The organism is Kribbella sp. CA-247076 (genome assembly GCF_050942445.1).
In the GTDB taxonomy this organism is placed as follows: Bacteria; Actinomycetota; Actinomycetes; order Propionibacteriales; family Kribbellaceae; genus Kribbella.
This window is the reverse complement of the sequence record NZ_CP192051.1, coordinates 4,845,852-4,858,056: the sequence shown is the minus strand read 5'-3', so window position 1 is coordinate 4,858,056 and position 12,205 is coordinate 4,845,852. Positions and strand designations below refer to the sequence as shown.

General features: G+C 68.6%; 11 protein-coding genes. 6 read left to right on the top strand and 5 right to left on the bottom strand.

The features are described 5' to 3' along the window. Positions 1-36 precede the first annotated feature (36 nt). A complete protein-coding gene (locus ACQPYZ_RS22815) occupies positions 37-642 on the top strand; it encodes a TetR/AcrR family transcriptional regulator (protein WP_433159485.1) in 606 nt (201 codons plus the stop codon). Between the two features lie 319 nt (positions 643-961). After that, positions 962-2,158: an RNA polymerase sigma factor gene (locus ACQPYZ_RS22810; protein WP_433159483.1), complete on the top strand. Its 1,197-nt coding sequence runs from the start codon at positions 962-964 to the stop codon at positions 2,156-2,158. Between the two features lie 4 nt (positions 2,159-2,162). Here ACQPYZ_RS22810 and ACQPYZ_RS22805 read toward each other — a convergent pair whose 3' ends face one another. Both ACQPYZ_RS22805 and ACQPYZ_RS22800 read right to left on the bottom strand, forming a co-directional pair. Then, positions 2,163-3,692: an MFS transporter gene (locus ACQPYZ_RS22805; RefSeq protein ID WP_433159481.1), complete on the bottom strand. Its 1,530-nt coding sequence runs from the start codon at positions 3,690-3,692 to the stop codon at positions 2,163-2,165. Further along, positions 3,689-4,105 carry an alpha/beta hydrolase gene (locus tag ACQPYZ_RS22800; RefSeq protein ID WP_433159478.1) on the bottom strand — a complete coding sequence of 139 codons (417 nt, stop codon included), beginning with the start codon at positions 4,103-4,105 and terminating at the stop codon, positions 3,689-3,691. Before ACQPYZ_RS22800 ends, ACQPYZ_RS22805 begins: the two co-directional genes overlap by 4 nt. Positions 4,106-4,214: 109 nt before the next feature. Here ACQPYZ_RS22800 and ACQPYZ_RS22795 point away from each other — a divergent pair, with 109 nt between their 5' ends. The 3 genes from ACQPYZ_RS22795 to ACQPYZ_RS22785 all read left to right on the top strand — a co-directional run bounded on the left by ACQPYZ_RS22795 (position 4,215) and on the right by ACQPYZ_RS22785 (position 8,124). Further along, positions 4,215-5,432 (top strand): alpha/beta hydrolase fold domain-containing protein, encoded by a 1,218-nt coding sequence (locus ACQPYZ_RS22795; protein WP_433159476.1) that lies wholly within the window; start codon positions 4,215-4,217, stop codon positions 5,430-5,432. 176 nt (positions 5,433-5,608) lie between these two features. Next, entirely contained in the window at positions 5,609-6,916 is a 1,308-nt protein-coding gene (locus ACQPYZ_RS22790) for an acyl-CoA dehydrogenase family protein (protein ID WP_433159474.1), read from the top strand. Beyond that, on the top strand, positions 6,916-8,124 hold the full coding sequence (locus tag ACQPYZ_RS22785) for an acyl-CoA dehydrogenase family protein (RefSeq protein ID WP_433159471.1): 1,209 nt from the start codon (positions 6,916-6,918) through the stop codon (positions 8,122-8,124). The genes ACQPYZ_RS22790 and ACQPYZ_RS22785 overlap by 1 nt, the downstream gene beginning before the upstream one ends. Positions 8,125-8,726: 602 nt before the next feature. Here the strand turns inward: ACQPYZ_RS22785 and ACQPYZ_RS22780 are convergent. Together ACQPYZ_RS22780 and ACQPYZ_RS22775 are read right to left on the bottom strand one after the other, a co-directional pair. Beyond that, complete coding sequence (locus ACQPYZ_RS22780) at positions 8,727-9,278, bottom strand: hypothetical protein (RefSeq protein WP_433159468.1); 552 nt, start codon at positions 9,276-9,278, stop codon at positions 8,727-8,729. 363 nt (positions 9,279-9,641) lie between these two features. Beyond that, on the bottom strand, positions 9,642-10,493 hold the full coding sequence (locus ACQPYZ_RS22775) for an alpha/beta hydrolase fold domain-containing protein (protein WP_433159465.1): 852 nt from the start codon (positions 10,491-10,493) through the stop codon (positions 9,642-9,644). Between the two features lie 332 nt (positions 10,494-10,825). Here ACQPYZ_RS22775 and ACQPYZ_RS22770 point away from each other — a divergent pair, with 332 nt between their 5' ends. Next, positions 10,826-11,281, top strand: a complete 456-nt coding sequence (locus tag ACQPYZ_RS22770; RefSeq protein WP_433159462.1) for a hypothetical protein — start codon at positions 10,826-10,828, stop codon at positions 11,279-11,281. Between the two features lie 359 nt (positions 11,282-11,640). On the opposite strand, the gene ACQPYZ_RS22765 is transcribed toward ACQPYZ_RS22770, so the two are convergent. Then, positions 11,641-12,096, bottom strand: a complete 456-nt coding sequence (locus ACQPYZ_RS22765; RefSeq protein ID WP_433159460.1) for a VOC family protein — start codon at positions 12,094-12,096, stop codon at positions 11,641-11,643. Between the last annotated feature and the right edge of the window lie 109 nt (positions 12,097-12,205).

Here is a 12,205-nt window from a genome sequence, read left to right as displayed (position 1 = left end):
TAAACTTCACGGGTTCAAAGGACTACAGTGCAGCGCATGACGGAGAGGGAGTCGGGCAGCCGGAGCCGGACGCGGCGGGCGATCCTGGACGCCGCGGTCGAGATGTTCAGCAAGCGCCGGACCGCCTCACTGGGTGACATCGCGGCCGAGGCCCAGGTCGCCCGCAGCACCCTGCACCGGTACTTCCCGGACCGCGAGAGCCTCGTCCGCGCGCTCGCCGCCGACGTCCTCGTACTCGTCGAGCAGACGGTCCAGGAAGCCCAACTCGACCAGGGCCCGGCCCGCGAGGCGCTGCAGCGGCTGATGGCCGGCTGGTTCGACCTCGGGCCGCGGCTGTTCTTCCTCTTCAACGAGCCGAGCTTCACCACGACGTACCCGCAAGCGGCTCAGTGGGTCCAGGACTTCTTCACCCGCCTCGACGAAGTCGGCAAGCCGATCGAGGAACTGATCGCCCGCGGCCACGCCGACGGCGTCTTCGCCCAGTCGCTCCCGCCGGCCTGGATCAGCCGCCTGGTCTGGTGGATGGTCTACATCGGCTGGGAAGCCGTCGCCGAAGGAGACCTCACCCGCCTGACCGCCCCCACCGCCGTCCTCCAAACCCTCGAATCCGGCATCCTCACCCCGGGGCGTTTGAACGGATAACCGTTCGCCTTGCCGGTTGTCAGCCGAAAATCCTGGGGGACAACCGGCAACCTCAGGGGTTGTCCGCTCAAACGCCCGCCGGCTGGGCCACGATCCGCGCGGTACGCGTCGGCGGGGTGGATGTGTTCGGTCGTGACGCCGGGGGTTCTTGGGTGTGGGCTTCTGGTGGGTGGTGGGGGCGGTTTTAGGGTGGGGGTGTGATGAGAGGCGTGTGGATGGGTGGAGGGGCCTGCGGGTGGGGACTGTGACTGGCGGGGTGGCTGACGCTCGGGGTGTTGAGGGGGTGTTGCGGGAGTCGGCGCCTCAGGTTTTGGGGTTCTTGGCTCGGCGGTACGGGCAGTTCGATCTGTGTGAGGACGCCGTACAGGAGGCGTTGCTTGCGGCGGCGACGCAGTGGCCCGTGGACGGGGTGCCGGCCAATCCGCGGGGGTGGTTGATCACGGTCGCGACGCGGCGGTTGACCGACCAGTTCCGGAGTGAGAACGCGCGGCGCCGGCGTGAGGACACGGTTGCCGCGATGGCCGGGCCGGAGGAGCTGGTGTCACCCGCGGCCGACCTCGACGCGGCGCCGGCTTCCGACGACACGCTCACGCTGCTGTTCCTCTGCTGCCACCCGGCGGTCACCCCGGCGTCGCAGGTCGCGCTCACCCTGCGCGCGGTCGGCGGTCTGACCACCGCGGAGATCGCCCGGGCGTTCATGGTGCCGGAGGCAACGATGGCGCCGCGGATCAGCCGGGCGAAGAAGAGCATCAAGGCGGCCGGCAGCCGTTTCGTGATGCCGCCGGAGGAGGAGCGGGCCGATCGGCTGCGGGTCGTGCTCCAGGTGCTCTACCTGATCTTCAACGAGGGCTACACCGCGAGCTCCGGCGAGGAGCTGCAACGGGTCGAGTTGACCGCCGAGGCGATCCGGCTGACGCGCATGCTGTACGACGTCCTGCCGGACGACGGCGAGGTCGCGGGCCTGCTCGCGTTGATGCTGCTGACGGATTCCCGCCGTACGGCGCGGACGACGGCCGACGGCGGCCTGGTTCCGATCGACGAGCAGGACCGGTCGTTGTGGGACCGCCGGCAGATCGAGGAGGGGGCGGCGCTGATCCTGCGCACGCTGTCGCGGGGCGCGGTCGGTCCGTACCAATTGCAGGCGGCGATCGCGGCGGTGCATGCGGAGGCACCGAGCACCGAGGAGACCGACTGGCGCGAGATCCTCGGCCTCTACCTGCTGCTGGAGAAGCTCACGCCGAACCCGATGGTCACCTTGAACCGCGCGATCGCCCTCGCCCAGGTCGAGGGGCCGCAGGCAGGTCTCGACCTGCTCGCGACGCTCGACGACAACAAGAGCCTCACCGAGTCCCACCGCTTGGACGCCGTCCGCGCTCACCTCCTCGAGCGAGCCGGCGACCTCACGGCCGCGCACACCCACTACCTCGCCGCCGCGCGCCGTACCACCAGCCTGCCCGAGCAGCGCTACCTGACCGCCAAAGCCGCCGGCATCTCCCAGGAGAACGCCGGCGGCTGAGGCATCAGACTGGCTCGGTCACCTTGTCCTCGGCGACCTCGGCAGGCGCCTCCCGGAAAGCGACGGCAGCCACCAGAGCGCATCCGACGAACGCGGCGGCTCCGACCAGCGAGACCACGTTCAGGCCGCTGGTGAACGCGGATTTCGCGGCGGCGGCGAGCTCGGCACCGACGGACCCGGAGAGCTGGTGAGCCAGGCCGACTGCCGAGCCGACGCTCTCCCGGGCCTGCTGCGCGGCGTCGCCGGGCACGCTCAGCGGTACGTCGAGCTGTCCGCGATAGACGACCGTACCCAGACTGCCGAGGAGCGCGACTCCCAGTGCGATCCCGCCTTCGCCGCTGGTCTCGGCGAGCGAGGCCACCGAGCCGGCCCGCTCCGGCGGTGCGGCCGACATCATCAGGTTCATCGTGAGGGCCATCGGCATGCCCATGCCGAACGAGGTCACCGTCAGACCGGCGACCACGAACGACAGCCCGCCGACGGTGACCATCAGCAGGCCGAGCGCGGCCAGCGCCAGCCCGATCGCGGCGGTGGTCGACGTCGGCAGCCGTTGCGCGATCCGCGGCGCCAGCGACAGGCCGAGGATCATCGCAACGCTCTGCGGCAGCAGCCAGAGCCCGGCCCGGAACGGGCTCAGTCCTTCCACGACCTGGAGGAAGAGCGCGGCCTGCAGCGAGATCCCGGCCATCACGACACCCGCGGCGATTGAGATCCCGAGTGCGGCGCTGAACCTCGCGGTACGGAACAGCGTCAGATCGAGCAGCGGATGCTCCAGCCGCTGCTGCCGCCGGACGAAAACGATGCCGATGAGCACTCCCGCGACCATCGCGACCAGCGGAACGGCTGACCATCCGTCCCGGGCGAATTCCTTGAGTCCCCAGATGACCGGCAGGATCGTTGCCAGCGACAACCCGACGCTCGCCAGGTCGAGCTTCCCCGCCGAGGGGTCGCGGTACTCCGGCAGCAGCAGCGGACCCGCGACCAGCAGCAGCACCATCACCGGTACGCCGAGCAGGAACGCCGAGCCCCACCAGAACCGCTCGAGCAGCAGCCCGCCGACCACCGGCCCGATGAGCATGCCGACCATGAAGCAGCTGAACCACAACCCGATCGCCTGCGCGAGCTGCGCCGGATCGTGGAACAGGTTGCGGATCAGCGCCATCGTCGACGGCATCAGCGTCGCGCCCGCGATCCCGAGCAGGGCCCGGCTGACGATCAGCATCTCGGGACTCGTCGAGTACGCCGCCAGCACCGAGGCGACCGTGAACGCGGCACCGCCGATCAGCAGCAGCTTCCGCCGGCCGATCCGGTCGCCGAGCGTTCCCATCGTGACCAGGAACCCGGCCAGCAGGAACGAGTAGATGTCCAGGATCCACAGTTGCTCGGTGCTGTCCGCGCCGAGGTCGGCGCTGAGACTGGGCAACGCCAGGTAGAGCACGCTCACATCCAGCGACAACAGCAGGGTCGGCAGCGCGAGCACGGCCAGCCCGGTCCACTCCCGCCTGGTCGCCCGTGGGGCCACATGGTTCGTCATCGGTTCGTTCCCTCCAGTGTTGTGATGAGGTCGGGCATCAGCACGAGCTCCGGCCAGCCCTCGTCGGCCGCGATCCGGGTGACCGCGGCAGCGACGTCCGCGCCTTCGCCGGTGCCGGTGATCAGCAGCCGGGCCGGATCGGCCTCGAGGTCGACGGCGTGGTCCGCGGCCCAGCCGACGATCGCCCGGGCGTCCGCGACGGCCTCGTCGTACCGCGTGCTGGTCGGGCCGGCCAGGATCACCAGACCGCCGCGGAGACACAGCTGCCGGCACTCCGCGTCGGGGTCTCCGGAGCCGGGGAAGAACACCAGCAACGGCGGCCTCGCGCCGCCGGCCGGTGGCCAGTACACGCGGGCCCAGATCGGCCCGGCGCATCCGCGGAGCTGAACCGCGGCACTTCGTACGGTCGTCATGCCCAGAACGCTGGCATCGGTGCGGGACCGAAGGGAAAGACCGTTCGTGCATGACGGTGGTGCGCCATCGGCATCACCACCCGGCCCGGATCCGGGCCACAATGACGGCATGACTGACAGCGGTGACGGGACGGCCGACGTACTGGCGATGCCGCGGACGCCGGACGCGATCGAGCTCCGGCACCTGCGGGCGTTCGTCGCGGTCGCGGAGGAGCTGAACTTCGGCCGGGCGGCGACCCGGCTCTACCTGTCACAGCCGGCGCTGAGCCGGCAGATCCGCGCGCTGGAACGGCTGCTCGGCTGCGACCTGCTGCGGCGCTCGACCCATCGGGTGGAGCTCACGCTCGCGGGGGAGGCGTTCCTCGACCGGGCCCGCACACTCCTGGGCGACCTGGACAGTGCGATCGCGACCACGCGCTCGGTGGGCGGCGAGCTGATCAACCGGGTGAACCGGATGTGGGCGCCGTTGGCCGACGAAGGCTACGAGGGCGAGCTGGGCCGGATGCGCGCGGCGTACGAAGGGACCCTCGCGCAGGTCGAGCTGCCGGCCGAGCTGACCGTCGTACCGACGACGGCCGGAGGCGTTCCGGCCTTGCAGATCGGCACCGGTGGGATGCCGTCGGTGCTGCACCTGCACGGTGGTGGGTTCGTGCTCGGGTCGGCGTACGGCTATCGGGCGCTGGCCGGGGCGCTGGCGGTTGCCACCGGATCCGGCGTACTGGTTCCGGACTACCGGCTCGCGCCCGAGCATCCGTTCCCGGCAGCCTTGGACGACGCGCGGAACGCGTACCTGTGGATGCTCGAGCAGGGAGTCCCGCCGGACGAGCTCATCGTGACCGGAGACTCGTCGGGTGGCGGGCTGGTGATGTCCCTGCTGCTGGTGCTGCATGAGCAGGGCTTGCCGCTACCCGTCGGCGCGGTCCTGATGTGCCCGGGGCTCGACATCGCCGGCGTGCTCAACGGGACGTCACCGTTGGCGAACCACGTCCACTTCAAGACCATGGCCCGCATCACCGGCTCGTACGTCGGTGACCATCCGGTCGACGATCCGCTGCTGAGCCCGTTGACCGCGGACTTGACCGGGCTGCCGCCGATGCTGGTCCAGTCGGCGACCGGGGACCCGGTCGGGGACGACATGCGCCGGCTGTCCGAGCGCGCGGAGAAGTACGGCGTCGACGTGACCGCCGAGCTGTACACGGCGGACACCCATGTCTTCCAGCTGTTCTGGTCGTTCCTGCCCGAGGCGCAGCAGGCGATGACGCGCATCGGCGAGTTCGTCGCGCGGGTACGCGGTGCGGGCGCGTTCGATCAGGACGTCGGCCAGTAGCACCGCGCTCGGGTTGGGTACCGACCGACAGGACGTATACGCCCACTGCCGGCAACTCCCCGTGTAAACCGGGCCACCGAAGAGGCCGACGACCGGATACCTCCTGTCGATCTGCACCACGTTGAGTGGTCGGGGGTCACGTGACCTGGGTTGTAACTTCGGTTTACAGTAAGCGCATGAGCCTGCAGGAACGGATGAAGGGCCGGCGGGACCCGATCGGTGTCGGCGTGGCTTTGCTGAACCGGCTGGCGAGCTCGCGGGCGATCGACCGGTTCGGGCTGCGGAAGCAGACCGAGCGGGTGGTGTTCGAGGCGACCAGGACCGGGTTCCGGACGGCCGGTGCGCTCAGCCGGAGCTTCAGCGCCGCCTCCAAGCTCGCGCAACCGTCGCGGCTGCCCGCGGCGAAGGGCACCGGCCGGTTCGACCTGACCCCGACCGAGGACCAGCAGATGGTCGTCGAGGTGGTCCGGGAGTTCGCCGCCGAGGTACTGCGGCCGGCTGCCTCCGACGCGGACACGGCCTGCGCGACCGACGCCACCGTCGTCGAGCAGTCGGCCGAGCTCGGGCTGAGCCTGATCGAAGTACCGGAGGACCTCGGCGGCATCGTCAGCGAGCGGTCCGCGATGACCGGCGTACTGGTGGCCGAGGCGATGGCGCACGGCGATCTCGGACAGGCGGTCGCGTGCCTGGCGCCGGCGGCCGTGAGTACGGCGATCTCGTTGTGGGGTGACGAGACGCAGCAGGCGACGTACCTGCCCGCCTTCACCGGCTCGTCGGTGCCCGCGGCCGCGTTGGCGATCCTCGAGCCGCGGCCGCTGTTCGACCCGTTCGCGCTGCAGACCACCTTCGAGCGTGGCCGGCTGAACGGGGTGAAGTCGCTGGTTCCGCGTGGCGCCGACGCCGAGCTGTTCGTGATCGCGGCTCAGGTGGGGGAGCGGGGGCCGGCGTTGTTCCTGGTCGAGTCCGGCCAGCCGGGCGTGACGATCGATGCCGAGCCGTCGATGGGTTTGCGGGCGGCGTCGCTGAGCCGGGTGATCCTCGAGGACGTGCCGGCGGTGCAACTGGGAACTTTCGAGGACTACGCCGACTGCGTGCGGTTGTCCCGGTTGGCGTGGTGCGCGTTGTCCCTCGGTACGGCGAAGGCGGTGCTGGACTACGTCACGCCGTACGTGAACACCCGGACGGCCTTCGGCGAGCCGATCAGCCACCGGCAGTCGGTCGCTTTCATGGTGGCGAACATCGGGATCGAGCTGGAAGGGATGCGACTGGTCACCTACCGGGCCGGATCGCGTGCCGAGCAAGGGCTTCCGTTCGCGCGTGAGGTCGCGCTGGCGCGGCGGCTGTGCACGGAGAAGGGCATGCAGATCGGGACCGACGGTGTGCAGCTGCTCGGCGGACACGGGTTCGTGAAGGAGCATCCGGTGGAGCGGTGGTACCGCGACCTCCGGGCGATCGGCGTGATGGAAGGTGCGGTGCTGGTCTGATGATCAACCTCGAGACGCCGCGCAAGTTCCGCGCCTTCGTCAACCAGGCGCACCAGGTCGCGGCCGAGATGCTGCGGCCGAACTCACGCAAGTACGACCTGGCCGAGCACGCCTACCCGGTCGAGCTCGACCTGCTCGCCGCGATGGTCGACGGATTAGGTGCCTCAGGCACCGGTTCGGGCGCGGGCGCTTCCGGCGTACGACGTACGACGGAAGCCGCCGACGGGGTCGTGAACGGGTCGAACCTGTCGTCGGTGCTGTCGATCATGGAGATGTGCTGGGGCGACGTCGGGCTGCTGCTGTCGATGCCTCGGCAGGGGCTGGGCAACTCCGCGATCGCGTCGGTGGCGTCGGACGAGCAGCTGCGGCGGTTCGAGGGTGTGTGGGCCGCGATGGCGATCACCGAACCCGGGTGCGGCTCCGACTCGGCGAGCATCCGGACGACGGCCCGCCTCGACGGCGACTCGTACGTCCTGGACGGCGAGAAGATCTTCGTGACCGCGGGCGGTCGCTGCGACGCGGTCGTGGTGTGGGCGACCGTGGACAAGTCGTCGGGACGGGCGGGGATCAAGTCGTTCGTCGTACCCAAGGGCACACCCGGGATGACGGTCGAGCGGCTCGACCACAAGCTCGGCATCCGTGCCTCCGACACAGCCACCATCCGCTTCGAGAACTGCCGAGTGCCGGCCGCGAACCTGCTCGGCTCACCGTCGGTCGACGCCGACAAGGGTTTCGCCGGCGTCATGCAGACCTTCGACAACACCCGCCCGCTGGTCGCCGCGATGGCGGTCGGCGTCGCCCGGGCGTCGTTGGAGTTGACGCGCGAGTTGCTGGCCGAGGCCGGGGTGGAGGTCGACTACGACCGCCCGGTCCACCTCCAGCCGGCGGCGGCCGCGTCGTACCTGGCGATGGAGGCCGACTGGGAGGCGGCGTACCTGCTGACCCTGCAGGCCGCGTGGATGGCCGACAACGGCAAACCCAACTCCCTCCAGGCCTCCATGGCCAAAGCCAAGGCCGGCCGCACCGCCAACGACATCACCCTGCGCTGCGTCGAACTCACCGGCACCCTCGGCTACTCCGAACACCACCTCCTCGAGAAGTGGTCCCGAGACTCCAAAATCCTCGACATCTTCGAAGGCACCCAACAGATCCAGCAGTTGATCGTCGCCCGCCGCCTCCTCGGAAAGACCTCCGCGGAGCTGAAATAGCTTCGGTTAGAAGGGGTTTCTTCGGCGAGTCGCTCGATCGTGGCCTCGAGGTCGGCGATCTGGTGCTCGCGCGTCCAGCGCCGCCTGGGCCGCGACACGGTCGGCTTCGGCCCCGGCGTACTCGGTGTCGCTCTCTCGTGCACGGGCTTCGAGTTCCGCGCGCCGCCGTGGCAGCTGGTCGCTGCCGTCGGTCGCTGGTCGCGCCGCGGCCTTCATCGCCGGCTGCTTGGCCGATCGTTGGCCGGTGTCTGCAGCGGGTGCTGCGGATTACTCGGGGGCTGATCGGGGCGAGCGGGTCTGGTCCGCCAGTCTCGTCGACCACGCGAACCCTACGTGGCGCAGTGCGCTGGCCAGCTCACCGGTTCGCAGGAGCTGCGCGCCGCCGGGTCAGTTGCCGCCGCTGTAGTCCGTCGCCGGCGGCCTTAGCGGCATGGTTGCGGCCACGGTGAACTGCTCGGGCGGCAACCCGTAGAGCTCAACCGCGGCCGCGTCGACGTTTACATCTCCCACGATGCGGTCGCCGACCGGGCCAGGCCGGCTCGATCCGCGATCCGGCCGAATCGAGCCGGCGGCCTACTCGGGTGTTGCGGCAGGATCGCGGGTCAGGACCGGATCCAGAGCGAGCTGGTCCGGTCGTTCATGCGCGCCCCGACATAACCCACGTTGGGTCCATCGCCCTTGTCGTCCAACCAGTACTGGTAGTCGCCGTCCCAGTTCGAGCCGTCGAAAATGGTCACTTCATGGCAATTGCTGTATGTGTAGAAACCGGAGATCTCGTTGTTCCACAGCCAGCTAGGCCGGATGCGGTAGCCGGATGCGTCGCAGGGTCCGTCCTCCGCCGACACGATGATGCGCGTGATGTCGGGCGGACTGTTGTACGCGTTCCAGAACCACCCCATGAGCAGGACGTCAGGCGCGCCTGCTGCCTTGAAGGCCGACGAATCCGGGTCATTGCTGCACGTCTGCGACTTCACCGGCGACAAGCCCCCGTCTACCGCCTTGCCGATTTCGACTACGCAGAACCTTCCGTCCGGCTTAGCCTCGTGTTCCACGGCCGCCGTGGCGGCGCCGGTCGAGATACCTGTGATGAACAGCGCCGCCGCGAGCATCGCAAGCGGTCGGCGAACCCGGGTGGCACCATTGCGTGCATTCATGCATTGCCTCCGTGAGGTTGGACGTCCAATTGACTCGCACCGGCCCGGCTGACGCTGCGGTCGGTGTCTGCCGGCAGTCTGCCGAGCGCCGCTTTCAGTTGACTTTCACGGGATTGGTTCAACGTGAGTGACGAGACCTGTGAATCGTCCTTGAGCGCTGCTCCGGCCGCGACACGAAGTAGTGGGCTCCGTCAGGGGAGTGGCCGGCGCACGGCGTGAGGAGACCCGTGAGCCCGGCTCGCCGGGCGGATCCCGGCACGAGCCGAAGTGGGATGGCTACCGTCACTGAACAAGTCAAGCTCGTGGCGCGGCCGACAGCCTTCGCTGGCCCGGTGCGGTGGGTGCGACATTCTTGCCGAAAGGCTAGTTGGTTAGGTGATGGATGAAGAAGCGCCGTGCTTCGAAGGCCAGAGCTTCCCAGGGCTGATTGGTCCATGGCGCGATCTGGTCTGGGGTGAGGTTGTGATGTCCGCCGCGAATTGTGCGAAGGGTGATGTCGACGCCGAGGGTGCGGGCGGTGCGGGCGAAGTCGAGGCTTTGGCTGTAGGGGACGGTCTCGTCGCGATCACCGTGAAACAGCAGCATCGGCGGCAGGGCTGCGCTGCCCGGCTCACGTGATTCGAGGTATCTCGCTGGGCTGGCGGCGGCTCGGAGTGCGGTGTCGGCGCTGTTGGGGCCGCCGAAGAGGCGATGAAAGACGGATCCTGGCTGGTCCTCATCGTCCAGATGCCAGTCGCGGAAGTCGGTTGGTGCACAGCGTGCGACGACGGCTCGTACACGCATCGCCGGTTGAGTTGCGAGCAGTAGCGCCAGATGTCCCCCCGCCGAATCTCCCCAGACACCTAGACGATTCGGCTCGAAGCCGAACTCGTCAGCGTGATCCCGTAGCCAGTGGAGCGCGGCCTGTGCGTCCTCTAGCTGAGCCGGAAACGGATCAGTCGTTGTGAGCCGATAAGTGACACTCGCTGTGGCGATGCCGTTCGCGGCCAGGACAGGGTTGACCCACGGGTACATCCCCAGCTCGCGTCCACCTGATTCCCAGGCCCCGCCGTGGAAGTAGACGACCAGCGAAGTCCGCGTGCCGATGGGACCCTGCGGCTTGAGCAGGTCGAGATGGAGATCCGCTTCCCACGCCGGCCGATCCCGCAGCCTTCGGTACCGAACCGCTGGAATCACCTCGAACGGCCAAGGTCCTGCATCCACCGACAGCAGCATGGACGGGACCCTATGACCACCTGCCCGCTCGATGTAAGGCTGGGACGTCGGGTGCATTGTCGGCTTCGAATGCGCGGAGGGCGCCGCGAGCTGGCCAGTCGAGCTGGAATCCCGCCTGCTGTGGGCAAGTCCCCTATCGTTGCGGTCGACCAGGTCGCGGTCTGTACGGCGGGATACTGCCAACGACGCCACCTCGGTTCGACCATCAGGCGTCTCCGACTCGATCTGTGGTATGTAGTGAAAGTGGTGTGAAAGCGGCAGTTCCTAGGCTCCTCCGAAAGGTCAATTCGCCCCGTGCTCAGGCGCGCAACCGGACAAAGGAGCTCTTCCTTATGAATAAACGACTCTTCGCCTTGACGGCTCCCGTTGTCCTCGTCGGCGCTGGACTGTTGGGACTTCCGGCACAAGCTGCTGACGACCAGGTCGCTGCGAAGCGGTCTGCGCCTGCGGCCGACATCAGCTCGGCCGGCTCGTCGATCCCGAGCAAGTGGCTCGGGCCGACGGCGCTGAGCCAGTGCTACTCAACTGGCGTGATGTGCTTCTGGGTGAAGGCGAACTACACCTCGCCGAACAACTCGATTCTCCTTGGGCAGCCGATTCCGTCCGGGCAGTGCCGAAAGGTCCAGCCGAGTGAGAGCTACATCGGCAGCCGCTCCTTCTGGAACCGCACCAGCATCACCCAGCGCGTGTGGAGCAGCGACCGCTGCACCGGCCAGAACTTCCTCGTCGGGACGAACGGCAAGAACGCCAACGCGCCGTTCCTGGTCAACAGCCGCGGAGGCTACTAGCGCTCGACCGCAGGCACCCTCAATTCACTTGAGTGCCAGCGGGTTGAGCAGGCGCAGGCCATTAATCCGGCGTACGTCGTTGACCGCAGTCGACACCGCGTCGATATCCAAACCCGGCCGACGGCTGATCGGACTCCTTGACCGCCGGGTCGACCGCTTCGGCCGACCGACCCGGGGAGCAGGTTGCCTATGGCCACAGTTTCGCCCTGCCCGAGCCCGGATCATCCACGACGCTGACAACCCAGCAATCCGGCAGCGTCGAGCGCGCGACTCAAGATGAGTCGCGAGCTCGCCGCTGCTGGTCGACGGCCGGCTGTCCCGCGCGGCGGTTCTCGAGCCGAACGAAGGCGGTGGCGCGCCTAGTTCGTGGGGGGTGACTGGTCGGCGGTGATGCCGTGGAGGAGGCCGGTGGCCTGGCCGATCTCGATGAGGTAGCCGTCGGGGTCGCGCAGGTAGCAGCGCAGTTCGGCGCCGCGGTCGAGGGGCTTGGTGAGGAACTGTGCGCCTTTCGAGCGGGCGTCGGCGTAGAACGCGGCGATGTCGGCGACCCGGACGTTGAGGAACGCCGAGACCGGGTCGCCGGCCTCGGGTGCCCTGAGCGTGACGTCCGGTTTGTCCGGTGTCGGTCCGCCGCCGGGGTTCATGATGATCCAGGTGTTGGCGACCCGGACGATGGCGGGATTCTCGGGCAGTACGACGCTCCCGCCGAAGACGTCGGCGTAGAACTGACTCGAGACCCGGACGTCGCGGACGGTCAGGAACTGGGTCACCACCAGCCCGTGCTCTGGTGCGGGGAGGTCGGGAAGATCCGTCACAGATATCTCCAAACGATCGTTCGAGTTCCGTCGCCGGTACAGACCAGATAGCAACGCTGGTTGTGACAGACCCCGCGCTCCAACCGTGGCGGTGCGGTCGTTGAAGGGG